Origin of the sequence: Guopingia tenuis, assembly GCF_014384805.1 — a bacterium.
Classification (GTDB): Bacteria; Bacillota; Clostridia; order Christensenellales; family Christensenellaceae; genus Guopingia; species Guopingia tenuis.
In genome coordinates this window covers 624,932-647,788 of the sequence record NZ_JACRSS010000001.1, presented here as the reverse complement: position 1 = coordinate 647,788, position 22,857 = coordinate 624,932, and the positions used below count along the sequence as shown (strand labels likewise).

23 protein-coding genes are annotated in these 22,857 nt (G+C 54.3%); 21 read left to right on the top strand and 2 right to left on the bottom strand.

Annotation, left to right across the window (positions count from 1 at the left end):
- The first annotated feature begins 22 nt into the window (after nucleotides 1-22).
- The 6 genes from H8693_RS03115 to H8693_RS03090 all read left to right on the top strand — a co-directional run bounded on the left by H8693_RS03115 (nucleotide 23) and on the right by H8693_RS03090 (nucleotide 5,389).
- Nucleotides 23-868 carry a mechanosensitive ion channel family protein gene (locus tag H8693_RS03115; protein WP_249279746.1) on the top strand — a complete coding sequence of 282 codons (846 nt, stop codon included), beginning with the start codon at nucleotides 23-25 and terminating at the stop codon, nucleotides 866-868.
- 230 nt (nucleotides 869-1,098) lie between these two features.
- Nucleotides 1,099-1,935, top strand: a complete 837-nt coding sequence (locus H8693_RS03110) for a sugar phosphate isomerase/epimerase family protein (RefSeq protein ID WP_249279745.1) — start codon at nucleotides 1,099-1,101, stop codon at nucleotides 1,933-1,935.
- Nucleotides 1,919-2,926, top strand: a complete 1,008-nt coding sequence (locus H8693_RS03105; RefSeq protein ID WP_249279744.1) for a LacI family DNA-binding transcriptional regulator — start codon at nucleotides 1,919-1,921, stop codon at nucleotides 2,924-2,926. The genes H8693_RS03110 and H8693_RS03105 overlap by 17 nt, the downstream gene beginning before the upstream one ends.
- 75 nt (nucleotides 2,927-3,001) lie before the next feature.
- Complete coding sequence (locus H8693_RS03100; RefSeq protein WP_178618037.1) at nucleotides 3,002-3,715, top strand: haloacid dehalogenase type II; 714 nt, start codon at nucleotides 3,002-3,004, stop codon at nucleotides 3,713-3,715.
- A 12-nt stretch (nucleotides 3,716-3,727) separates the two neighbouring features.
- Complete coding sequence (locus tag H8693_RS03095) at nucleotides 3,728-4,612, top strand: sugar phosphate isomerase/epimerase family protein (RefSeq protein WP_178618034.1); 885 nt, start codon at nucleotides 3,728-3,730, stop codon at nucleotides 4,610-4,612.
- Between the two features lie 15 nt (nucleotides 4,613-4,627).
- Nucleotides 4,628-5,389 (top strand): metal-dependent hydrolase, encoded by a 762-nt coding sequence (locus H8693_RS03090; RefSeq protein ID WP_249279743.1) that lies wholly within the window; start codon nucleotides 4,628-4,630, stop codon nucleotides 5,387-5,389.
- Nucleotides 5,390-5,702: 313 nt separating this feature from the next.
- Here the strand turns inward: H8693_RS03090 and H8693_RS03085 are convergent, their stop codons facing one another.
- The gene (locus H8693_RS03085; protein ID WP_249279742.1) at nucleotides 5,703-6,992 is read right to left on the bottom strand and encodes a LysM peptidoglycan-binding domain-containing protein; all 1,290 of its coding nucleotides are present in this window, start codon (nucleotides 6,990-6,992) and stop codon (nucleotides 5,703-5,705) included.
- A gap of 163 nt (nucleotides 6,993-7,155) precedes the next feature.
- On the opposite strand from H8693_RS03085, the gene H8693_RS03080 reads away from it, so the two are divergent.
- From H8693_RS03080 to H8693_RS03050, 7 genes are all read left to right on the top strand, one after another.
- Entirely contained in the window at nucleotides 7,156-8,187 is a 1,032-nt protein-coding gene (locus H8693_RS03080) for an NAD(P)H-dependent amine dehydrogenase family protein (RefSeq protein ID WP_178618027.1), read from the top strand.
- A 200-nt stretch (nucleotides 8,188-8,387) separates the two neighbouring features.
- Complete coding sequence (locus H8693_RS03075) at nucleotides 8,388-9,506, top strand: hypothetical protein (RefSeq protein WP_249279741.1); 1,119 nt, start codon at nucleotides 8,388-8,390, stop codon at nucleotides 9,504-9,506.
- Entirely contained in the window at nucleotides 9,493-10,302 is an 810-nt protein-coding gene (locus tag H8693_RS03070) for an aldo/keto reductase (protein WP_249279740.1), read from the top strand. Before H8693_RS03075 ends, H8693_RS03070 begins: the two co-directional genes overlap by 14 nt.
- 183 nt (nucleotides 10,303-10,485) lie before the next feature.
- Nucleotides 10,486-11,172: a response regulator transcription factor gene (locus tag H8693_RS03065; protein ID WP_249279739.1), complete on the top strand. Its 687-nt coding sequence runs from the start codon at nucleotides 10,486-10,488 to the stop codon at nucleotides 11,170-11,172.
- A gap of 502 nt (nucleotides 11,173-11,674) precedes the next feature.
- Nucleotides 11,675-13,024 (top strand): sensor histidine kinase, encoded by a 1,350-nt coding sequence (locus H8693_RS03060; protein ID WP_249279738.1) that lies wholly within the window; start codon nucleotides 11,675-11,677, stop codon nucleotides 13,022-13,024.
- Nucleotides 13,021-13,980 carry a GerMN domain-containing protein gene (locus tag H8693_RS03055; RefSeq protein WP_249279737.1) on the top strand — a complete coding sequence of 320 codons (960 nt, stop codon included), beginning with the start codon at nucleotides 13,021-13,023 and terminating at the stop codon, nucleotides 13,978-13,980. Before H8693_RS03060 ends, H8693_RS03055 begins: the two co-directional genes overlap by 4 nt.
- A gap of 3 nt (nucleotides 13,981-13,983) precedes the next feature.
- Nucleotides 13,984-15,393 carry a GerMN domain-containing protein gene (locus H8693_RS03050; protein WP_249279736.1) on the top strand — a complete coding sequence of 470 codons (1,410 nt, stop codon included), beginning with the start codon at nucleotides 13,984-13,986 and terminating at the stop codon, nucleotides 15,391-15,393.
- A gap of 48 nt (nucleotides 15,394-15,441) precedes the next feature.
- On the opposite strand, the gene H8693_RS03045 is transcribed toward H8693_RS03050, so the two are convergent.
- On the bottom strand, nucleotides 15,442-17,256 hold the full coding sequence (locus H8693_RS03045; protein WP_249279735.1) for an asparagine synthetase B family protein: 1,815 nt from the start codon (nucleotides 17,254-17,256) through the stop codon (nucleotides 15,442-15,444).
- 181 nt (nucleotides 17,257-17,437) lie between these two features.
- On the opposite strand from H8693_RS03045, the gene H8693_RS03040 reads away from it, so the two are divergent.
- The 8 genes from H8693_RS03040 (at nucleotide 17,438) to H8693_RS03005 (ending at nucleotide 22,818) form a co-directional block, all read left to right on the top strand.
- Nucleotides 17,438-18,091 (top strand): site-2 protease family protein, encoded by a 654-nt coding sequence (locus H8693_RS03040; protein WP_249279734.1) that lies wholly within the window; start codon nucleotides 17,438-17,440, stop codon nucleotides 18,089-18,091.
- Between the two features lie 11 nt (nucleotides 18,092-18,102).
- Complete coding sequence (locus tag H8693_RS03035) at nucleotides 18,103-18,837, top strand: segregation and condensation protein A (RefSeq protein WP_249279733.1); 735 nt, start codon at nucleotides 18,103-18,105, stop codon at nucleotides 18,835-18,837.
- Nucleotides 18,834-19,349, top strand: a complete 516-nt coding sequence (scpB, locus tag H8693_RS03030; protein WP_178622077.1) for an SMC-Scp complex subunit ScpB — start codon at nucleotides 18,834-18,836, stop codon at nucleotides 19,347-19,349. The genes H8693_RS03035 and scpB overlap by 4 nt, the downstream gene beginning before the upstream one ends.
- A gap of 65 nt (nucleotides 19,350-19,414) precedes the next feature.
- The gene (locus H8693_RS03025; RefSeq protein ID WP_249279732.1) at nucleotides 19,415-20,023 is read left to right on the top strand and encodes a hypothetical protein; all 609 of its coding nucleotides are present in this window, start codon (nucleotides 19,415-19,417) and stop codon (nucleotides 20,021-20,023) included.
- A complete protein-coding gene (gene ytfJ, locus H8693_RS03020) occupies nucleotides 19,977-20,429 on the top strand; it encodes a GerW family sporulation protein (protein ID WP_178622083.1) in 453 nt (150 codons plus the stop codon). The genes H8693_RS03025 and ytfJ overlap by 47 nt, the downstream gene beginning before the upstream one ends.
- Complete coding sequence (locus tag H8693_RS03015) at nucleotides 20,377-21,603, top strand: D-alanyl-D-alanine carboxypeptidase family protein (RefSeq protein ID WP_249279731.1); 1,227 nt, start codon at nucleotides 20,377-20,379, stop codon at nucleotides 21,601-21,603. Before ytfJ ends, H8693_RS03015 begins: the two co-directional genes overlap by 53 nt.
- Entirely contained in the window at nucleotides 21,554-22,261 is a 708-nt protein-coding gene (locus H8693_RS03010) for a pseudouridine synthase (RefSeq protein WP_330605693.1), read from the top strand. The genes H8693_RS03015 and H8693_RS03010 overlap by 50 nt, the downstream gene beginning before the upstream one ends.
- The gene (locus tag H8693_RS03005; RefSeq protein WP_249279730.1) at nucleotides 22,261-22,818 is read left to right on the top strand and encodes a class I SAM-dependent methyltransferase; all 558 of its coding nucleotides are present in this window, start codon (nucleotides 22,261-22,263) and stop codon (nucleotides 22,816-22,818) included. The genes H8693_RS03010 and H8693_RS03005 overlap by 1 nt, the downstream gene beginning before the upstream one ends.
- Nucleotides 22,819-22,857 lie beyond the last annotated feature (39 nt).

The following is a 22,857-nucleotide window of genomic DNA, read 5'->3' as shown; positions in this document are numbered from 1 at the left end:
TTTTTGGGGAAAGGGGCAGAAAATGCAGGCATTTTGGCAGGAAAACTGGGGAAAAATCGTGAATTACCTGCCCACCTTGGGGGTCGCCCTGGTGGTGCTGGTAGGGGGGCATTTTCTCATCAAGCTGATTAACCGCCTGGTAGGGAAGGCGCTGAGGAAAACGCGGATGGACGCTTCCATTCACCGTTTTATTCTCGTTGCCCTCCGGATTGCCCTGCGGGTTCTTCTCTTCATCGTGGTGCTGGACATTTTGAAGATCCCCACCGGCCCCTTTATCACGGCGCTGGGGGCGGCGGGCCTGGCGGTGTCCCTGGCCGTGAAGGACAACATATCGGCGCTGGCCGGCGGGGTGATTATCCTGTTTTCCAAGCCCTTTGCAGCGGGGGATTATATTGAAGTGGAAGACGAGGCCGGCGGTGTGGTGGATTATATCGATCTGCTCTATACCCGGCTGCATACCTATGACAATAAAATTATCCAAATTCCCAACAACACAATGTCGAATGCCCGGATCACGAATTTTTCCGCCATGGAGAAGCGGCGGCTGGACATTACCTTTTCCATTGGCTATGGAGAGGATTTCCGCCGGGCCGAGGCGCTGATTCTGGATGTGGTCAGGGGGCATAAAAAGGTGCTGCCGGACCCTGCGCCGGTGGTGCGGCTCAACGAACATGGCCCCAGCGCCCTTGGAATCATTACGCGGGTCTGGGTAAAAACCGAGGACTATTGGGATGTCCGCTTTGACCTTTTGGAGGGCGTGAAGGACGCCTTTGATGCGGCCCATATGGAAATTCCCTTTAACCAGCTGGACGTGCATATCCGAAAAGAGGAAAAGGAGATTCTGCCGGAAACGGATATTGAGAAATAAAAGTGGAAAAACAGGCATCTGCCTGTTTTTTTCATATGCACGAAATAAAAGCGGCAGGTTTTTGCATCCGGCCAAAGGAGCCAAAAGAGAAGATACGGCGGGGGATTTGTGCTTCTCCTGCAAAATTTCGGTATATGAAAAAAATACCGGATTCATATTGACACGAAAATCGCGGCATGCTATGATAAATTTATCAAATGTGTAAACGTCTGCATAAAAGGAGGAAATCCATGCGCATCGGTTGCTGCGGCAGCATGATCTGCCCGGAAAAAGACCCTGTTGGCATTGAAATCCTGGAGCCGCTCGCGGAACTGGGATATGATTATATCGAGCTGTCCCTTCGGGATCTGGCGGCGCTCCCGCCGGCAGATTTTGAAAACCTGCGGCGCCGGGTGGAGAGGGCGCCCATCGCCTGCGAATCCTGCAATAACCTGATTCCCCCGCCTCTGCGGGTGACGGGGCGGGACACGGATGTTCCCCGGGTGATGGAATATATCGAAGAGGCGTTTTCCCGGGCAGAGGCCCTGGGGGCGGAATCCATCGTGTTTGGCAGCCCGCTCTCCAAAAATGTGGAAAACGGATTCCCATGGGAGACAGCCTATCAGCAGCTGCTGGATTTTGTGCAGGTGCTGGGAGATGCAGCCGCGCGGCATGGTCTGTTCATTGCCATGGAACCCATCAACGCGGGGGAAAGCAATCTTCTGGTCTCCGCAAAGGAAACATGTGAATTTGTCAGGAAGGCCGATCATCCTCATATCCGCCTGCTAGTGGACTACTACCATCTGGGGTTGGATGGGGAAAACCCGGACGTTCTGCTGGAAGCCGGCCCATGGCTGCAGCATATTCACTTTTCGGGAATTACCCCCCGGGCATTCCCGAAGAGCGAGGAAGAGGATGCGGGCTATGCGCATTTTCTGGGGAATCTGATCCGGGCGGGCTATGAAAGCCGGATCAGCGTGGAGGCATATACCCGGGATTTTGGGGAGGACGCCAAAGAGGGGCTGGCATTTCTGCGCGGTCTCATCGGAAAGCTGGAAAGGGAGTACCGCAATGGCGACCATCAATGACATTGCGGAAAAGCTCCATATATCCAATGCCACGGTTTCCCGTGCGCTGCGCAGCTCTGGCTATGTGAAGGCCGAGCTCAAGGAGAAGATATTTAGGACAGCCGAAGAGCTGGGCTATGCGCCCAATCCCCTGGCAGTCGGGCTGCGTACCCGGCGGTCCCACGGGATCTCCATTGTGCTGCCCTCCATGAACAATCCGGTTTCAGTGGAGCTTTTGGAGAATCTGGAAAAGCTGGCGGACCGGAACGGATATCATGTGATGATCAGCACGACGGATGGGAATATAGAAACCGAGCGGAAATATGTCCAGCTGCTGGATGCCGGCCTGGTGGATGGAACGGTTCTGGTGCCCGGCCCCCGTCGGTCGCCGGAGGAGGAATACCTGCAGCATATCCGAAAGCGGAACATCGCCCTGTTTAACCGGGATCTGGCCGGACTTTCGCTGGATGTGGTAAAATCAGACGCCGTGCAGGCCGGGCGGCTGGCGATGGAGCATCTCGCGTGCCGGGGATATCGGCGCATCGGCATGATTTTGCCGCCGCTGGAAACGTCTCTGGCCCAGGAGAGGCTGGAGGGCTGCCAGGAGGGCGCGGATGCGGCGGGAATCCGTCTGGAGGAAAAATGGATGCTGCGGGCGCGGGGAACGACACCTGCCGCAGGAAAAGCTGCCGCAGATGAGCTTTTGTCCCGGCAGTCCCGGCCGGATGGCCTGCTGGTGCTGGACAACATTCTGACAGTGGGGGTATTGCAGGCGCTCCGGGAAAAGAATCTGTCGCTGCCGGAAGATCTGGGCCTTGTTTCCTTTGACGATATCGTCAACGGAGAGCTGGTGGGGGCGGGAATCACCTATGTGGGCCAGCCCATGCCGCAGATTGCGGAGGCGCTCTTCTCCCTGCTTTTGCTGCGCATGGAGGGGCAGCCGGGGATGGCGCGGCAGAGCATCTGTCTGCCCGTGCGGCTGATAGAGCGCGGCTCCACGAGACGGCTTTAAAATAAAAAGAACAAAAATGCAATAATATGCCGTTTATGAAAACGTCTGCATATTGAAATAGGGAGGAAAAAACAAGTGGATGTATCAAATGTTCGTATCGTCATCTTCGATACCTTTGGAACGGTGGTCAACTGGCATGAAAGCGTTGTGCAGGAAGGAGAGGCGCTGGGCCGGGCCAAGGGCGTTTCCATCGACTGGCACGAATTTGCCAATGTCTGGCGGGAAGAAGGCTATATCAAGGTGATGTATGAAGTGGCCCAGGGGCTGCGGCCCTGGGAGCCGGTGGACGTATTGCACCGGCGCAAGCTGGATGAGCTTCTGGATGTCTATGGCCTCAAGCTCACGGAGGAAGAAACCGATCATTTCAACCGCCTCTGGCACCGTCTTCTGCCCTGGCCGGACGTGCAGGAAGGCCTTCGCCGCCTCAAGACAAAATACAGCATCGGGCCTTTCTCCAATGGGGATTTCCGCCTGCTTCTCAACATGGCAAAGGGCTCGGGGCTGCCCTGGGACTTTATCCTGGCGGGGCAGCAGTTCCAGAAGTTCAAGCCGGACCCGACGATTTATGAGGATGCCGTGGAGCTTCTGGGCGGCCGCCCGGAAGAAGTTCTGATGGTGGCGGCGCATCCCTCGGATCTGGACGGCGCCCATGCCATCGGATGCCCGACTCTCTATGTGCCCCGTCCGCTGGAATATGGCGCGGTGAACAACCATGTGGAGCCGGAAGCGAAATACGACCACGAAACAGTGGCGGATTTCCGGGAGCTGGCGGCGCGCCTGGGCGTATAAGGAGGGAAAAGCATGGTAAAGATCAGCGCCTTTCCCAAGTGCTGGCTGGAGGATATCTGCGAAGGGCGCATGAGCCTTTGGGATTGGATGGAAACGGCAACGCAGCTTCACTGTGACGGGCTGGAGATGTACAGCGGCTTTTTGGAATCCCACGACCCCGCCTATCTGGATCGGGTGAGGGACTGGGCGCATGCGCGGGGAATGGAACTTCCCATGATGTGCTGTTCCCCGGATTTCACAGTTCCGGACGATGCCCTCCGGGCACGGGAGGTGGAAAAACAGAAAGAGATGATCCGCGTCACGGCCCGGCTGGGCGGGAAATTCTGCCGGGTACTTTCCGGCCAGCGGCGGCCGGAGGTAAGCCGGGAAGCGGGGGTCCGGATGGTAGTAGAGAGCATTCAGGCATGCCTGGGCGAAGCAGAGGCCCAGGGTGTGAGCCTGGTGATGGAAAACCATTATAAGGACGGATATTGGAAATTCCCGGAATTTGCCCAGAAAAGCGATGTGTTTTTGGAGATCATCGGCCAGATCGATTCGCCGTATTTCGGCGTGCAGTTTGACCCCTCCAATGCGCTGGTGGCGGGAGAGGACCCGCTGGAGCTGTTGAAAAAGGTCAAACACCGGGTCAAAACCATGCACGCCAGCGACCGCTATATCGCCGGGGATGTCTCGTGGGAAGAAGTCGTCGGCTATCAGGGCGAGCTGGGATACCATCCGGCCCTGCAGCATGGCGAGGTGGGAAAAGGACTCAACGACTATCCCGAGATCTGCCGCCAGTTGGCAGACGCGGGATTTGACGGCTGGATCTCCATTGAAGACGGCATGAACGGGCTGGATGAAATGGATCGCTCCATCCAGTTTTTGAAGAAAATGCGGGAACAGTATTTTGCAAAATAAGAGAGGAGAAGAAAGATGAAGAATAAATTTCAGTTTTTGACGTATTCCGGATTTCATATCACGACTTCCAAAGGAAAACATATCCTGATCGATCCGTTTTTGGACGATAACCCCCATGCGCCGTTCAAGTCGGATTCCCTGGAACAGGTGGATATGATCCTGGTTTCCCACGGGCCTTTTGACCATGTGGGGGATACGGCGAAAATTGCCATCCGCCATGGGAGCAAGGTCATCTGCCCCTATGACGTGAAGATGCTGATGCTGGACCGGGGGGTTCCCGCGGAGCAGATTGTGGAAATGATCTGGGGTGTAGTACACCAGGCGGGGGATATCCGCATCAAGTGCATTGAAAACCACCACCGCTCCAATGTGACCCTGAGCGACGGGCGGATTATTTCCTCCAACCCGGTCTGCTATATTATCACGCTGGAGGACGGCACCCGGGTATATAACAGCGGCGATACGGCAATTTTCAGCGATATGAAATTGCAGGGTGAGCTATATCGGCCCCATATCGGCCTGATGAACGTCACCGGCGACTTTGAGATGGACCCGCAGTATTGCGTGGCGGAGATGAGCCCGTATGAGGCCAGCCTGGCCTCCCGCTGGCTGGGGCTGAAGGTGGCGGTCGCCTGCCACTATACCCATCTGCCCAACGCCCAGGTAGACGAATTCCGCGGTTATCTGGCGCAGGTAAACCAGGATACCGGGGCGGCCGTGCAGACGGTGGCGCTGGAACCGGGCGGCGTTTTTGAATATTCGGCAGAACAGGAATAAAGAGAAAAAAGAGGAGGGCTGCCTCCTCTTTTTTGATTCCCAAAATACGAAAAAACACGCCGGGTTATCAAAGAATCGGGGACGATGGCGACAGGCGCAGACAGCCCCCTGTCTCTTGCCCCAGCGGCCCCGGGTTTCTCCAAAATTTCGGTTTTCCCCGGTGCGCCCAAAATCCATGGGCAGGATTATGAAAAATGCCTGTAAAAAGGCATCGGGAGTTGAAAAGGAGGATTCTCCAAGAGACGCTGCCGTGGATGCGGGCAAAGTGAATGCAAGCTTTGCCGGGAAAGTGTCTGCCGATATGGGGATTCTGTTATCCCAGTGTCTGCTGAATCTGATAGGTGGCGTCCAAGACCTGCCAATTCTGGGGGAAAGGACGGTCCAGATTCCAATAGCCAACGCCCACAAGGTCATATTCACGGACGAGCTTGAGCTTTGCCAAAATGCTCCGGGCGTCCTCGAACCAGACCTCATGATAGACCCCCTCGCTGTCCGTATAGGTGAAATAGGGCGTTTGGGCGGTTTCATCAAACAGAATGGGGACCTGTTCGCGCACGGCCAGCTCCATGGCGGCTTCGTTGGAAAGGGAGGGAGCCCGAGATTCCCCCTGGATAAAGGGCAGGGACCAGTTATAGCCATAGTTGGGAATGCCCATGAGGATTTTTGCCGGAGGGATCTGGGTGACAGCGAAATCCAAAACCTCCCGCACCCGGTTGATGGGAGCGACGGCCATGGGCAGGCTGGCGGTATAGCCCCATTCATAGGTCATGAGAAAAACCTGGTTGGCTGCCGCGCCCAACAGAGCATAGTTATGCCCTTCATAGGGCTTTCCCCGCTGGTCCGGGGAGGTTTTGGGAGCCAGGGCCACGATGACTTCATAGCCCTGCGGATTCAACAGAGCGGCGGCCTGGGTAATGAACTGGGCGTAGGGAACGGCGTCCTCGGGAGGCAGATATTCAAAATCGATATCCAGGCCGGTGTAGCCCTTTATGCGCATGTTCTCAAGGATATTTGCGAGAAGGCGTTTTTGCGCATCCGGGCTGTTCAGCAGGGCATGGCCCAGCTCACTGTTAAAACTGCCGTCCGCCGTCAGGGTGGAAAGATGTATGAGAGAAGCTACATCATAGGAAAAGGCGGTTTGAATGAGATCAGCATCCTGGGGCGGAATCAGATCCCCTTCCGGCGTGAAGCCATAGGTGAAGGGCGTGAGATGGGTGAGAAAAGGAAGCGTCTGCCGGAGCAGGGGGCGGCTGATGGTGGGGTAGGCATAGCCGTTTACCGTAATGGCCTGCTGGGGCATTTCCTCCGCATAGCGGATGACCAGACTCTGCCCGCTGTAGATCAGATTCTGCCCGCGCAGGGCAGGATTATTGCGAAAAAGCTGGTTGACGGGGATATCATAGGCCCGGGCGATGGAATAAACGGTTTCGCCATAGGCAACGGTATGTGTCTGGGCCGGAATGCGGATCACCAGCGTCTGGCCAACAGTCAGCCGTCCGGGAATGCGCAGGGAATTGATGGCGGCAATCCGCTGCGACGTCAGGCCGTATTCCGCTGCAATGGTGGAGAGGGTTTCTCCGGGCTGAACAACGTGGATGGTCATAGAATCTCCTTTCGGTTGGGGTTTTTCTTTGCTTTTTTTAATATATGGAAAAATATGGCGGATGATTCGCGGGGAAAAAGAATCCTTTCCAGGATTTGCGGGCTGTATAAAACGGGGGAAGATGCGGATACTATAGAAAAAAAGAAACGAGGTAAGATTTGGAATGCTGAAAGAAAAGATTCGCGTTGTGCAGTATGGCTGCGGAAAGATGAGCAAATATATTTTGCGCTATCTCTATGAAAAGGGTGCCGAGATCGTGGGCGCAATCGACGTAAATCCCGAGGTCGTGGGCATGGATGTGGGGGAATATGCCGGACTGGGCCGGACGCTGGGCGTGAAAATCCAAAGCGACGCCGACGAGGTTCTTGATTCCTGCGATGCGGACATTGCCGTGGTGACGCTGTTCAGCTTTGTCAAGGATATCTATCCCCATGTGGAGAAGCTGGTGCGGCGGGGAATCAACGTCATCACCACGTCGGAAGAGGCCATTTATCCCTGGACGACAGCTCCGGATCTGACCAACCGGCTGGATGCCCTGGCCAAGGAATATGGCTGCACGGTGGCGGGCACCGGGATGCAGGATATCTTCTGGATCAATCTGATCGCCTGCGTGGCGGGCGGCCATGCGGATATCCAGCGTATCGAAGGCGCCGTGAGCTATAATGTGGAGGATTATGGCCTGGCCCTGGCCAAAGCCCATGGCGCGGGCCTGACGCCCCAGCAGTTTGAGGAACAGATTGCCCATCCCGAGACGCTGGAGCCGGCCTATGTATGGAATTCCAATGAGGCCATCTGCTCCAAAATGGGATGGACGATCAAGAGCCAAAGCCAGAAATGCGTGCCCTATTTTTATGATAAAGATCTGTATTCCAACACGCTGGGCGAGACCATCCCGGAGGGCAACTGCATTGGAATGAGCGCCGTGGTGACCACCGAAACTTTCCAGGGGCCGGTGATTGAAACCCAGTGCATCGGAAAGGTCTATGGCCCGGATGACGGAGATATGTGCGATTGGAAGATCGTCGGCGAGCCGACAAGCGAATTTCATGTGGTCAAGCCCGCGACTGTCGAACACACCTGCGCGACGCTGGTCAACCGCATTCTGTCGGTTTTGATGGCACCGGCCGGCTACTATACCGTGGAAAAGCTGCCGGAAGCAGAGTATATGACCTATCCGATGCAGATGTATCTATGATGCAAAATTTTTCCAACGCTTCCCCTGAATCGGAAATTATGCCCGGTTTCAGGGGATTTTTCTGTTTCTCCGGGAAAAATGGAATGGTATAAGAACCACTGGATTTTGTGGGGAAAATATACTATAATAAAACCATATAGATTATAAATCGGATTGCGGGGGATTATTTCCCTGCGGACGGCATAAAGGATGATATGCAAATGGAAATCAATCTGAACGAAGAGCGGGCGGCGGATCTGGCGCCCAAAAGAAAGAGCAGCGCCCCCTATGTAGTGGGAAGTATATTTCTGATACTCCTTCTTCTGGTCTGCGGGGTGATGACCTGGGTGAGCGTTACGGGACGGGGAACCGGCGATATGCCGAATGTGTTTGGCTGGTCGGTCTATGCCTCCCGGGGAGAGCTCGCCTCCATTCCCGAGGATGCCGCGATTATCACGCGCCGGGGCGTCAGTGAATTTTCCGAAGGAGAGCCCATCGTCTATTATGATCCGGGCATTGAGGGGAAAAACAAAATTGCCGTGCGGTTTGCGGGTGCGAAAACCGAGGAAGGCGCCTATGAAGGATATGACGAAAACGGTGAACAGGGCGTTCTGATTCCCGCGCAGAATATCCGCGGCCGCGGGGAAACCTATGTGGGATTTTTGGGGAAGGTTCTGACCTTTGCCCATGGAAGCTACGGCATGTATGCCTTTGGCGGCGCATCTGTCGTGTTGCTGGTGCTGCTGATCCTGTTGCTGGTGAAGTGCAAAAACCGCAACCGCGGCGCATGGCAGACATATATGGAAGAGGCGGACAGCCTGCCTGCGGATTACCGAACAGAATCCAGGGAGCCGTTTATAGAAGATTATGCGGACGAGCCCGAAATGGAGGAGGAAGAAGTTCGGGAATTTGGGGAAGAGGCTGGGGAAGCCTATGCCGGGGAAGAGGCGGCGGAGCCGGTGGATTCGTTTGCGCCGGAAGCCGCGCCTAAAGCGCCCCCTGCGCCCGAGGAGGCTCCCTTTGGGCTGGCTATCGACGAGCGGTATAGCGAGCCGGAACCGGAGAAGCCCTCCCAGCTGCGTGCAGATCTGGCAGGAAAGACGACCCAGCTCACCATTACCGGCACGGACAGCGAGATTGAGCTGCTGGCCAAGCTGGTGGATACGGCAGTGAAAAAACGCGGGAGCGAAAAGGTGATTATGGATATCGCCTATGGCGAAAAGACCACGCTGACCCTGACATGCAGCTGGCAGGATGTGGGTATTGTTTCGGCTATCGTTGTGGAGCTGCAAAAGCGGATTGCAAAAAAGGAAAAGGAGAAGGCGGATGGATACAATTAAGCTGTTGAACGGAATGGAGGTTCCCAAAATCTTTTTTGGAACCTATCATGTGAAAGATCACGACGATATGGGCGAGGTTCTGCAATATGCCTATGACGCGGGATACCGCGCCCTGGATACCGCCTCGTTTTATGCCAATGAAGACATGATCGGCGCGGCGCTTGACAGGATGGGCGTAAAAGAGGAAATGATTGTCACCACCAAGGTGTGGAACGATGTGGAGGGCTATGACGCCACCATCCGCTCCTTTGAGGAGAGTGAAAAGAAACTGGGGAAGGTGGACATTCTGCTCATCCATTGGCCTGCCCGGGAATTTATTTCCCGCTGGAAGGCGTTTGAAACCCTCTATGAGGAAGGCCGGGTGAAGGCCATCGGCGTTTCCAATTTTTTGAAGCACCATATCGAGACGCTGATGGAACATGCGAAGATTCTGCCCATGCTGAACCAGATCGAAATGAACGCCTATTATATGGATTGGGAAACCATCAATTTCTGCCAGGATCTGGGCATCGTCATGGAGGCCTGGAAACCGCTGATGCGCGCGGGAAATATGCTGGAGGACAAAAGGCTGGCGGAAATCGCCGCAAAATATCATAAAACGCCGGCGCAGGTTGCCCTGCGTTTCCTGCTTCAAAATGATGTCGTCGTCCTTCCCAAATCCGTCCGCCCAGGCCGAATCCGGGAAAATATCGATATCTTTGATTTTGAGATTGACAGCGGGGACATGGCGGAGCTGGTTGCCATGAATACGGGAAAACGCCAGGGCGACGACCCGGATACCTTTATCCTTCCGTAACAGAAAAGGGACGATTGCTCCGCTTTTCGGGAGGAATATTACAAGACGGCAGTCTTTGCTTACATTTTTGTTTCTATTTTGGAAAAAATATGCTATACTTAGATAAGTAGAGCAAAAGGGGAGAGGGGCTCATTTTTTGGAACCCCCTTTCTTTTCAAGGCATTCTGGAGGTACATGGGGAGCATGGCAAAAACAATACTGATTGTGGATGACGAGCCCAGCGTTGTGAAAGGACTGCGCTTTAATCTGGAACAGCAGGAGGGATATAAGATCGACGTCGCATATGACGGCGAGGCGGCGCTCTCCATTTTTGATTCGGAGAAGCATGACCTGGTGCTGCTGGATCTGATGCTGCCCAAAATTGACGGGTTGGAAGTATGCCAGCGGATCCGCGCCATTTCCGATGTTCCCATTATCATGCTCACGGCCAAAGGGGACGATATCGACAAGATCATGGGCTTGGAGACCGGAGCGGACGACTATATGACAAAGCCTTTCAATATGCTGGAGCTGAAGGCGCGGATCAAGACCATCTTCCGCCGGACGGATTCCACACGCAGCAAGCAGAATGTCAGTGTGGTAAAGGTCAAGAATATGACGGTGGATTTTATCAGCCGCAGCGTTACCATTGGCGACCGGGAGGTATATCTGACGGCCAAGGAATTTGACCTTTTGCAGCTGTTCATCACCAACCGGGGCACGGTTTTTGGCCGGGAGAGCCTTTTGGATATCATTTGGAAGCAGAAGGGGGACCTGCGGACGGTTGACGTTCATATCCGCCGCCTGCGGGAAAAAATTGAGGAAAATCCTGCCCATCCCGAATTTATTTTGACCAAATGGGGCGTGGGGTATTTCTTCTCCAATAAGTAGCTTTAACAAGTAGCTTTGAAAAGGAAAAGGAAGCGATCCTGGAAAGGACGGGCTTCCTTTTTTTGATGCATAAGCCGGTGTTTTGCAAAGACTTTTACAGGAACAAGCGCCGCGGCCCCGGAAGGGAAGCGATGCTTTTTTCTATATTTTTGGGAATTTGAATCCGCCCCAGGGCAACGGGAAGGAATGCCCATAACCAGTATAGGGTCTATCCGCGCAGGAGATGCCCGGCAAGATACGGACGATTGAGTTTGGGGGCGGATTGTAGTATACTAAAATCAAATATGCTCTTTTCCGCCGCACTCCGGCGGGGAGAAGAGACAAAAAGGCCCGGCGGAATCTGCGGTTTTGCCGGAGCGCAGGGGAGTGGAACGCTATTATTCGAATCAGCAGGCTTCGGACCTCCATCCGGTGGCGGTTCATCATCATCTATATAGCCATCAGCCTTGTTGCCTTTTCTTTGGTGACCCTGTTTACCTCGCGTATTGTGGAGGACAGCCTTTTGAATCAGAGGGTCAACCAGCGCATGCAGGAGGTCAACGATTTTTCCGTGAACGTTTCGGGTCCGCTTTCCCGCACGGACGCAGAATCTCTCTATGAATCCGCCATTGCACAGGGACGGGATATTTCCGGCCGCGTTTTGATTGTCAATGAGAGCGGGATTGTGCAGATCGACAGTTTCTCGGTTTTAAACGGCGCGCAGATTACCAGCCGGGAGGTTGTAGAAGTGCTGAGCGGCGAAAAGGATGCTTCTTTTGGATACCACCGGATTCAAAGCGAAAGCGGAGAGGATTTCTGGGCGGCATATTACGCTTCGGCGGTCATTTTGGATTCCCAGACCATCGGTGCAGCTGTGTTTTCAGAAAATGTGCAGGATCTGGTGGATAAGGCGGGCCTGATCCGGAACCAGTTTCTGATGATTTTTGTCGGGGCGACGGTGGTAATTTTCGGGTTATCCTATATCTCGACCAACCATATTTCCCGCCCGCTGGCCCAGCTCCGGGAGAGCGCCATGGAGATCACCAAGGGGAATTTCGCAACGCGGGTGCATATCAAAGGGAAAAACGAGATCGCTGAGCTGGGGAAGGTATTCAATTCCATGTCGGCAAAGCTGGAGAACCTGGACCAGCAGCGCAGCGAATTCGTGTCCAATGCGTCCCATGAGCTGAAAACCCCGCTGGCGTCTATCAAAATCCTGACGGAGTCGCTGCTCTATCAGGACAATATCCCGGAAAACGTATATAAGGAATTTCTGGGGGATATCAACCAGGAGATCGACCGCCTGACCAACCTCATCAACGATCTTCTGCTCATGACAAAAATCGAAAACGACAAGGAAAAGATGGACCGCCAGCAGGTTTCCATTGATCTGTTGCTGAAAAAAGCGGTCGTCGCCCTCAAGCCTCTGGCGGATCAGAAGGATATTGAATTATCTTTCACCTGGAATCAGAATACTGTCATCACCTGCGATCCCATGCGGATCCGGCAGGCTGTCAATAACCTGATCGATAACGCCGTGAAATATACTCCTGCCGGCGGCCGGGTGGATGTCGGCCTGGAGGTACACGGAGAGGAAGTGGCCATCGTGGTGAAGGATACCGGCGAGGGCATCAGCAAGGAGGACCAGGCGCATATCTTCGACCGGTTTTACCGAGTAGACAAAGCGCGCTCCCGGGAAACTGGGGGCACGGGCCTGGGGCTCTATATTGTGCAGTGCATCGCTCTTCTCCATGAAGGGAGAGTGGAAGTCGAGAGTGAAAAGGGCCAGGGGAGCACCTTCCGGCTCTTCCTGCCCATTGCCGGGCCTTCGGCGGGGCAGGATATGGGGGCAAAGGAGGAGAAAAAAGCATGAAACGTTTGACTTGCGCCCTGTTGGCGGTTTGCATTTTGCTTCTGGGCGCGGCCGGATGCTCCGGCCGTGAATCCGGGGAACAGGAGGGAATTACCCAGATCAATCCCCAGGAAGGGGCGCTCAGCAAGAAGGACAAGCTGGCCGTCAATCTCTATTTCGCAGATCCCAGCTTTACAAAGCTGGTGAGCGAGAGCCGAGAGCTGGACATTCCGGTGAACGAAAATGAGGAATATGCCGTTTTGCAGGCCCTTTGCGAAGGGCCTGCCAGCCAGGGGGATGTGGCCGGAAACCGGCTGATCAACGAGAATACGGCCATTGTGAGCATTGCCAGCAGTGGGGACGTTTTGTTCATCACTTTAAGCCGGGATTTTTTGGACTGGAGTTTTTTCTCGGGCAATAATTTGGAAAATTCGTTGAACCAGCGCAAACAGCTGGCGGTATATTCCATTGTCAACACCATGGTCGAGGTGTCGGGATATTCCCGTGTGCAGCTTTTGGTGGAGTCCGAAGATGGCGGCACGGGACAGCGCATCCGTTTGGAGGACGTGGGTTTCCCGGGAAGCGGCGTGCTGGAGCCGCTGGCGCGGAACGGGGAAGTGGTTTTGAATCCCAAGAATACGCTGCGGCTGCTGTTTGAGGCCGTAGCGAACCAGAACTATGAGAATGTTTTTACCTATATTTCCTATGAAGGGGAAACAGGCGACGCCAAACCGGATGAAGAAGAGTTCCTGGCCATTGCCCGGGAGCGGAATCCAGTGATGGAGCAATATGTTATCGGGGATGTGATCATCGGAGCGGGCCGGGATACGGCAGTGATTATGGTGGATATTACATATAAGCTCAAAGGCGAGGAGCAGACGGAAAAGACGAATATTCCCGTGCGGCTCATCAAGGAAAGCGGAATGTGGAAAATGCAGTATGAGGAATTTGTCAAGCTGTTTTTTCAGGGGGAATGACGCATGAAGAAATTAGCGGCTGCGCTGCTGGCGCTGCTGTTTCTGTTTGCAGGATGCACATCGCTGCATGAAAATAATAATATAGCGGATCTGCCGTCTCTGGCTCCGCATGAGACGCAGCCCAGTGAGGAAAAGCGGACGGTTAACGCCGCTCTGTACTTTCCGGATGCCAAAACCAAAAAGCTGGTGGCGGAAATGCGGGAGCTGGAAATCGGCGCGGAGGAGGACGTAGGCGGTCAGCTCTTGCAGGCGCTGTTCCGCGGCCCGCGGGATTCCAGCCTGACGGTGCTGGGCTCCGGACTGGAGCTCGCTGATATTGAAATCACGGAAGAAATCGCCAATGTCTATGTGACCTCCCCCCAGCCGCAAACACTGGAACAGCAATTCATTCTCGTCCGGGCTGTGGCGGATACGGTGATCGATTATTTTGGCGTCAAATATGTCTGCGTCTATATAAACGGCCAGATTTTCACCATGGACGGCGTGCCCTGCGGCCCCATGACCAAATCCGACGGGGATGTTCCGTCGCTCTATCGGCAGTATGTTTCCAAATATTCGGATTCCTATGCCAAAGAAGAGGGAGGCGCCCGGGAAACCAACATCGTTTTGTATTTTATGGACCCAAGCGGCCGCTATATCCTTCCGGAGGTGCGCCGGGTGAGCTTTTCGGGGGAGAACTATGTGCAGGAAATTCTGGAGCAGCTGGCGATAGGGCCGACCTATAAGACATATCTGACGGGGTTTATGCAGGGTGAATTTATCCCATCTCAGCAGATGCGGGAAATCCCTTCGCAGACGGTGAACCGGCGTTATCTGTCCTTTGACGAAATGCCGTTTGCTTCGGGGAGCGGGGACAATATGGCGGCTCTTTCCTGCCTGTATTATACTCTGGCCGGGTTTTTATCCAATACCGAGCAGCTGACCTGCGAGATTGAGGGTTCTCCCAAGGTGATGACGCGGGACATTGCAAAGGAATATCTGGGAGAAACGGTCACCATCTACTATCCCAATGTGAATCTGACTTCGCTCAAGGCGGTTTCCCGGACAGTTCGGGAGAGCGCATCCGAATCCGTCAGGACCTATTTGGAGGAGCTGGTGCGGGGGCCGATAGAGGTGGATGCAGAGGATGTCTGGCCCGCATTTCCCGAGGGAATCACCATGGAAGATATTCTGGGGGCGGAAATCCATGGCTCCACGCTGACCATCAATTTTTCCGGGAATTTCCGGACGCAGATGGAAAAAATGTCGGATAAAAAGCTGCGGCTGCTGGTGTATTCCATCGTGAATACCGTTTCCCGGATGGACACCATTCGGGATGTCCAGTTTTTATTCGAGGGAGAGCGGGTCGAGAAGGTTGGCGGATATCTGAACCTGTATTCGCCGCTCATGCCCAATCCCGGGCTGCAGCAATAAAAATAAAAGCGGAACGCAAACGGAGTGCGTTCCGCTTTTTTGCGGGTATTAAAGGGGATTGCTGCCGGGGCGCAGGGAAACATGGTATTTTTCCAGCCAGATATTGACCTGCAATAGAAAGGCGAAAAACTGCGGGCCGCGCATGAGCTGGCCAAACCAGGGGGTATCCATGGCGGCGCCGGAATCCATCCATGCCAGAAGGGCGTCCCGGTCGACCAGCGGCCGAAGAGGAGCATTGGGGTCTAAAAGGACATCCCGCAGGCGTTCCCGGACGCATCCCGCATAGGCCGGATCAAAGGTTTTGGGATAGGGGTTCTTTTTCCGGAGGAAAATTTCCCGGGGCAGCAGATCGGAAAAGGCATAGCGGAGGATGCCTTTTTCCCGGCTGCCGGTTTCCAGAATTTCCGGCGGGATGGAATAGACATACTGGGCCAGAAAGGGGCTGGCAAAGGGGAGCTTTGCGGTGAGTCCGGCATAGGAGGTCATGGCGTCCTTACGCCGCAGGAGGCAGCCGCCGAACCACTGGAGATTGGTTTCATAAAGTCCGGGATGCTCCCGGCCCGCCACTCCGACAGGGGGCATATGGCGGGAAAGAGAGCCCTGATAAGCCGCCCGGGCCGTTTCTTCGATGGGAAGGACAGCCAGATCCGGGCTCAGGACCATGCGCCGCAGACGAAGAGAACCTGACCACGGGAATACGTCCCCGGCCAGGAGGTCCTCCCGGTGAAACCAGGGATAGCCGCAGAAAACCTCATCGGCGCATTCGCCGGAAAGCACCCAGTCCGCGGAAGCACCGACTTCCCGCGCGGCCAGGAGCAGAGAGGAATCGATATCCGCCATGCCCGGAAGATCCCGGGCAACGACGGCGTCTTCCAGAGCGTCGGCCAGCTCCCGGGGCTCCAGAAGGATGGTATGATGCTCTGCGTCCAGCTGCTTCAAAAGCAGGGCGATATAGCTGTCGTCCATATCCGGCTGATAGCTGTTTTGGGAAAAATATTTTTCATTATCCTTATAGGCGATGGAGAAGGTCTGGAGAGTTTTGCTGCGGTTGGAAACATATACCGAGGCCAGGCAGCAGAGGATGCTGGAATCCAATCCGCCGGAGAGAAAGGCGGCGGGCCGGCCCTCGCAGTCCACATAGTTATGCACAGACCGTTCTACCAGATGGCGCACTTTTTCGCCGGTTTCATAGAGACTGTCCCGATGCTCCTGATAGGACAGGGAAAAATAGGGCTCGATGTGGACGCTTTCATGCCGGGCCCGGAGGAAACAGCCTTCGGGGAGCGTTTGAATGCCGGAGAAAAGAGTATGATCGGGGGATGCGGCGGGAGAAAGGCTGAAAAGCTCAGTGATTCCCCGGGCATCCAGAACGGCAGGAACGGCCTGCAAAAGAGCCTTGATTTCCGAACTGAAATAAAAAACACCGTCCCGCTGGGCATAGAAAAGGGGACGGACGCCCATGGCATCCCGGGCAAGGAACAGCTCATCCGCCGTGTGGTTATAGATGGCCAGGGCAAAGCTGCCGTCTACCAGCTTTAAAAATCCGCTACCCAGGCGGTGATACGCCAGTAGGCATTCTTCGGGCGAAAGGGCATGGGAGGAGCAATCCAATGTTTCAGCCAGGCGAAAGGTGGGAAAGATTTCCCCGTCCAGCAGGAGGGAATAGGTGACGCCCTCAAAGGAAAAGGTGGTGGCAAGAAACTCTTTTTGCGCCGAACAGATGCCCATGGCCATGTGCCCGGCAGTAAACCGCTTTTGATGGGCTGCCCCGCGGTGGGAGAGAGTCAGAAGCATGTGGGAAACCTTGTCGTAATAGGCGGAGGGCTCTTTTTCATATTGATAAATTCCAGTGATTCCACTCATATGATCTTTCCTTTCTAAGAGGTATTTCCGGAAGGGGCGTTGCCTTTCGGCAGAATTTTCCATAAAGAAACACAATGACGTTTTTTCTAACTATATGTGCGAAGACGAAAAATTAGTATAGTTGAATGTTTGGAAAAATTCATGTATAATCGTGATATTACCTAGAGGGGAGACTATTGCTATGCGTCTGATCCAAATGTTTCAGGAAAGCCCTACCCAGGCACTGATTTATATACTTTCCATTTTTCTGGCCATGTGCATCGGTCTTTCCTTTCATGAATGCGCGCATGCCTGGACGGCCTATAAGCTGGGCGACCCGACAGCAAAAAATATGGGGCGGATGACGCTGGACCCGCTAAAACACATTGATCTCCTGGGCATGCTCTGTTTTGTGCTGTTTGGCATCGGCTGGGCGAAGCCCGTTATGATTGGGTCTCGCAATCTGAAGAATTTCCGCCGGGACGATGTTTTGATCTCGCTGGCCGGGCCAGTGACCAATCTGCTGCTGTCCTTTGTGTTTTACGGTATCTATTTCTTCTTGCAGCCGGCGCTCATGTTCCGTGCGCCTGTGGTGTTGTATATTCTGGCAACAATTTATTCTGTAAATATCAGTTTGGCTATATTCAATGTCCTGCCCATCCCGCCGCTGGACGGTTTCCATGTGGTCACGAGCCTGTTTGTGCGGAAAAGCTATAAAGTGGTAGAGTTTTTGCAGAGATATGGATATTGGATTCTGCTGATTCTGTTATTCACCGGAGTGCTGGGATATATTCTTACACCCGTGGTCAATTGGTTTACATCGTTGTATTATAGCTTTTTCTCTCTGTTTGTATAGGATGGGCGCGTATGGCATATGCATATAAGCTGGCCAATTTTGAAGGCCCGCTGGATCTGTTGCTGCATCTCATCAGCAAGGCAAAAATTGAGATTCAGGATATCTTTGTCTCCCAGATCACCGAGCAGTATCTTCAATATATGGAAGGCTGCGAGTTTTTGGATCTGGAGAGCGCCAGCGATTTTCTGCAAATGGCGGCGACCCTTGTCTATATCAAGTCCCGTGCCCTGCTCCCGGAAAAACGGCGGGGCGAAGAGGTGGACGAAAACGGCCTGACGCCCGAGGAGCAGCTGGTGGCCCGGCTCAACGAATATAAGCGGTTCAAAATGGTATCCGAAGAATTAAAGGAGCTGGAATCCCGTGCCAGAGGAAGCCGCTATAAGCTCCCCGAAGAGATTCTCGCCGGGGCCGAGCAGGAGACGGTTTTTACCAACAGCAGTGTAGACGCCCTGATGGCGGCCTATCTGAAGGTGTTGGCAAAGGTAAAGCGGCTGGAACAAAAGCCGGAAAGTGTCGTCATTTATCGGGACCATTTCAGCGTGAAAAAGCAAATGCGTGTGATATTGGCGCGGCTCACCATCAAAAGCCGGGTCTGCTTTGAGGAGCTGTTGTCGGAAGCACCTTCCCGGGAGGAGCTGGCAGTAACATTTTTGTCCCTTTTGGAGCTTCTGCATGCCGAAAAAGTGTCCATTGCGCAGAAGGCGGCCTTTGGGGAAATTCTAATTGAAAAGCGGGGAAGCAAATGAGAGACGCCGAACTGATGGGAAAAATTGAAAATATCCTGTTTGCGGCCGGGGATTCCATGGGGATCGGGGAACTGGCCGCCTTTTTGGGAAAGGACGAAGCCGAGCTCACCGCGCTTTTGGAGGAAGAAATCGTCCGCCGGGAGCGGGAGGACAGCGGCCTTGTCATCAAGCGGTTTGAAGACCGGGTGCAGCTGGCGACCCGGGAGGAATATGCGGAGATGCTCTTTTCGCTGTTTGGCGAGTCGTCGGAAGAAGAACTGACGCGGGCCATGCTGGAAACCCTCTCCATCATCGCCTATAAGCAGCCGGTGACCCGCGGGGAAATCGAAGAGCTGCGGGGAGTAAACACCAGCTATGTGCTGGGGGTGCTGCTGGAAAAGAACCTGATTCACGAGGCCGGCCGCAAGGAAGCCTTGGGCCGCCCCATTCTCTATGCCACAAGCGAAGGCTTTCTGCGGCATTTTGGCCTGTCCTCTTTGGAGGAACTGCCTCCGCTGCCCCAAGAGGCATAACAGCGGATAAAAAATACGGAATTGGATAAAATACCCATAGAAGCATGAAACCGGAGGAGACGGATATGTGGTGGGTATTTTTTTTGTTGCTGTTTTTGGCATTGGCAGCATTTCTGATTTTCGCCAGAATCCACCTGCATATAAAAAGCGTGGAAGGGCGGCGGAACTTTTTTATGCTGGAGCTGCGGATTTGGAGGATTCCATTATATAAAGCCTGCCTGTATCTGCGGCTGAAGCATTATGTGAATCCGGTAATCATACAGGCAAAAAAGGGGCGGAAGTTTAAAATTCTGTTCCGCTATGCGAAAAAGAAGAAGGAGAAGAAAAAGAAACCAAATCTCTGGATAAAGTCCCTGGGAAAAGCATGCAGGGTGAGCCGGCTGCATTTTTCTGCCGTGCTCAATGCCCAGGACGCGGCGGCGACGGCGCTGCTCTGCGGCGTTCTCAACAATTTTTTCCAGCTGCTCTGCCTGTTTTTCAAAAAAAAGATAGAAGAATCCCGCATTTTCATCCGCCCAGATTTTGGAAATGGGGAAAATTTCTTTTCTTTCTCTCTGGATGGTATAATTACCGTCCGGTTTGCAGACATTATCAGCGTATATTATAAAGAAAGAGACGGTGAAAAATATGCACCCAATAGAAACCATTTTGAACACGACCATGTCCGAGCTTAAAGAGATGGTGGACGTCAACACCATCGTCGGCGATCCCTTTGTCACGCCGGGCGGCTGCACTGTCATCCCGATTTCCAAAGTCAGCTTTGGCTTTGTTTCGGGCGGCGGCGAATATGGAGAGAGCATCAACGCAAAAGGCCAGGCATCTAATGCCCAGGGCAATGGCTTCCCCTTTGCGGGCGGAACGGCATCGGGCATTTCCATCACGCCGGTGGCTTTCATGACGGCGGACCAAAACTGCGTCAAACTTCTGACAACCTGCCAGCGCAGCGTGGTGGATAAGGTTTTGGAAACCGTGCCCCAAATGATGCAGGAAGTGAAGGACATGCTATGCAGTCAGGAGGGAAAGAAGAATGCAAAACAGCAGCAGGCCAAGGAAGCCTTCCAGATGCCGCAGAATAACTAAGCGCATCTGCTCGCTGGCCCTGGCGGCAGGGTGCCTTTTTGGGGGAGGGGCGCAGGCCGCCGCTCCCTCGACCTCTGCCAAGGCCCATGTTTTGATGGAGGCTTCCACCGGGCGGGTGCTGGCCTCGAAAAATGCGGAGGAAAAGCTGCCCATGGCCAGCACGACCAAGGTGATGACCGGGCTTCTGGCTGTGGAAAAGGGAAACCTTGATGAGATCATCACCGTGCAGAAAGAGGCTGTGGGGCAGGAAGGCTCGTCTATGTATCTGCGGGAGGGGGAGAGGCTTACCCTCCGGGAGCTGGTCTATGGCCTGATGCTGGCTTCGGGCAACGATGCGGCTGTGCAGATTGCCCTGCATATTGGCGGAAGTGTGGAAAATTTCGCCAAGATGATGAATGAACGGGCCAGGGAGATCGGGGCGATGAACACGAATTTTGTCACGCCCAACGGCCTGCCCAACGACGACCATTATACGACGGCCTATGACCTTGCTCTCATTTCTTCGGCGGCCATGCAGAACGCGACCTTCCGGGAAATCGTGGGCACGAAGTCCATGAACCTGGAAGCGGACGATGATTCCCCGGCCCGGTATCTGCGCAGCAAGAACAAGATCCTCTATCAATTTGAGGGCGGCAACGGCGTGAAAACCGGGTATACCAAGGCGGCGGGCAAATGCCTTTCCGCCGGCGCGGAACGCGGCGGCATGCAGCTCATTGCCGTGGTGCTGAACGACTATGGCATGTTCGACGACTGCCAGACCCTGCTTTCCTATGGCTTTGATCATTATAAAATGACGCAGATTGCGGCAAAAGGCGATGATTATGGCGAAATTCCCGTGAAAAACGGGATTTTGGAGAGTGTGGGGACAGAGCTGGGCACAAGTATTTCCTTGCCTTTGACGGAAGAAGAGGGTAAAATGATAGAAAAGAAAGTAAATTGCAAGGAAGAGCTTGTGGCTCCGGTGAAGGCGGGAACAGAGATCGGCACGGTGGAATTCTGGCTGGATGGGGAACTTTATGCAAAAGCGCCGATTCTGACGGCAGCAGACGTTCCGGAAAACTCCTACCTATATAACCTTTGGAGGGTATTGAACCGGTGGATGGGCGTTCCGGGATGGAGGACAAGTGCGGATAGCGAAGTTCATGGCGACGGCGGGAGTGGCGTCGCGGCGTAAGTCGGAAGAGCTGATTTTGCAGGGAAAGGTGAAGGTCAACGGAAAGACCGTGAGTGAGCTGGGGCTTCAGGTTGACCCGGAGCAGGACCAGGTGACTTATTTGGGCCGGGTTCTTCAGATTTCCCAGGAGAGAATCTATATTATGTTAAACAAGCCCGTCGGGTGCGTATCCACCTGCTCGGACGACAAGGGAAGGGCAACCGTCCTGGATTATATCCGGGATATTGACTGCCGCATCTATCCCGTCGGCCGGCTGGATTTCACAACCGAGGGGCTTTTGCTGTTGACAAACGACGGCGAGCTGGCCAACAAGCTCACGCATCCCAGCCATGAAGTCGGCAAGCGATATTATGTTGTCGTGGACAGCTATGTTTCCCCGGATGAGATCGATAAACTGCAAAAGGGCGTGTTTCTCGAGGAGGGCAAGACGGCTCCCGCCCGGATCAAAGTCATGAAAGCGGAGCCCAGCCGGACAGAGCTCACCATGGTCATTCACGAGGGGCGCAACCGGCAGGTGCGGCGAATGTTTGAAACCCTGGGGAAGAACGTGGTATTCCTGAAGCGCATCAGTGTGGGCGAGTTGAATCTGGGCAGTTTGAAACGGGGGGAATATCGGTTTCTCACCCCGGAAGAAGTGGATTATCTGCGGAGGATATGATGTTTCGCAACGCTGTGGAATTATCGCATTTTTATGCCGCCCAGGCGGCGGGAACGGGCAGCGTCTGCATCGACGCGACGGCGGGAAACGGCAATGACACGGCTTTTTTGGCCGGGCTTGTAGGCCCGGAGGGGAAGGTATATGCCTTTGATGTGCAGCAAAAGGCCATTGCCAGCACGAAAAAAAGGCTGGAGGATCGGGGCCTGCGGGAGCGGGTACGCCTGATTCATGATTCCCACGCCCGCATGGGGCTGTATGTCCGTGAGCCGGTGGACGCCATTTTGTTCAATCTGGGGCGGCTGCCGGGCAGCGACCGCACGGTATATACCAAAAGCTGTGCCACCATTGCCGCCATTGAGGCGGGGCTTGGGCTGCTCCGCCGGGATGGTCTTTTGTGTATTGCGGCCTATTGGGGAGATCCCATCTGCAATGAGGAATACCGGGAGGTCTATGACTATCTCAAAGGGATACCGCCCAGGCAGGCGGAGGTTCTGTTTCATGAATATATCAACGAACCCCATTGCCCGCCCACCTTTTTTGCCGTGCATAAAGTATAGGCGGAAAAAGCGGGGGCGTGTTAATTTTTAGTAAGAGAA

Bases quoted from the DNA above. Each gene is read 5' to 3' on its own strand.
- H8693_RS03005 (WP_249279730.1), top strand. From the start codon at position 22,261: ATGTTTCGCAACGCTGTGGAATTATCGCATTTTTATGCCGCCCAGGCG.
- H8693_RS03055 (WP_249279737.1), top strand. From the start codon at position 13,021: ATGAAACGTTTGACTTGCGCCCTGTTGGCGGTTTGCATTTTGCTTCTG.
- H8693_RS03085 (WP_249279742.1), bottom strand. From the start codon at position 6,992: ATGACCATCCACGTTGTTCAGCCCGGAGAAACCCTCTCCACCATTGCA.
- H8693_RS03040 (WP_249279734.1), top strand. From the start codon at position 17,438: ATGCGTCTGATCCAAATGTTTCAGGAAAGCCCTACCCAGGCACTGATT.
- H8693_RS03015 (WP_249279731.1), top strand. From the start codon at position 20,377: ATGCAAAACAGCAGCAGGCCAAGGAAGCCTTCCAGATGCCGCAGAATA.
- H8693_RS03095 (WP_178618034.1), top strand. From the start codon at position 3,728: ATGGTAAAGATCAGCGCCTTTCCCAAGTGCTGGCTGGAGGATATCTGC.
- H8693_RS03035 (WP_249279733.1), top strand. From the start codon at position 18,103: ATGGCATATGCATATAAGCTGGCCAATTTTGAAGGCCCGCTGGATCTG.
- H8693_RS03065 (WP_249279739.1), top strand. From the start codon at position 10,486: ATGGCAAAAACAATACTGATTGTGGATGACGAGCCCAGCGTTGTGAAA.
- H8693_RS03075 (WP_249279741.1), top strand. From the start codon at position 8,388: ATGGAAATCAATCTGAACGAAGAGCGGGCGGCGGATCTGGCGCCCAAA.
- H8693_RS03090 (WP_249279743.1), top strand. From the start codon at position 4,628: ATGAAGAATAAATTTCAGTTTTTGACGTATTCCGGATTTCATATCACG.
- H8693_RS03115 (WP_249279746.1), top strand. From the start codon at position 23: ATGCAGGCATTTTGGCAGGAAAACTGGGGAAAAATCGTGAATTACCTG.
- H8693_RS03045 (WP_249279735.1), bottom strand. From the start codon at position 17,256: ATGAGTGGAATCACTGGAATTTATCAATATGAAAAAGAGCCCTCCGCC.
- H8693_RS03110 (WP_249279745.1), top strand. From the start codon at position 1,099: ATGCGCATCGGTTGCTGCGGCAGCATGATCTGCCCGGAAAAAGACCCT.
- H8693_RS03025 (WP_249279732.1), top strand. From the start codon at position 19,415: ATGTGGTGGGTATTTTTTTTGTTGCTGTTTTTGGCATTGGCAGCATTT.
- scpB (WP_178622077.1), top strand. From the start codon at position 18,834: ATGAGAGACGCCGAACTGATGGGAAAAATTGAAAATATCCTGTTTGCG.
- H8693_RS03080 (WP_178618027.1), top strand. From the start codon at position 7,156: ATGCTGAAAGAAAAGATTCGCGTTGTGCAGTATGGCTGCGGAAAGATG.
- ytfJ (WP_178622083.1), top strand. From the start codon at position 19,977: ATGCACCCAATAGAAACCATTTTGAACACGACCATGTCCGAGCTTAAA.
- H8693_RS03070 (WP_249279740.1), top strand. From the start codon at position 9,493: ATGGATACAATTAAGCTGTTGAACGGAATGGAGGTTCCCAAAATCTTT.
- H8693_RS03050 (WP_249279736.1), top strand. From the start codon at position 13,984: ATGAAGAAATTAGCGGCTGCGCTGCTGGCGCTGCTGTTTCTGTTTGCA.
- H8693_RS03105 (WP_249279744.1), top strand. From the start codon at position 1,919: ATGGCGACCATCAATGACATTGCGGAAAAGCTCCATATATCCAATGCC.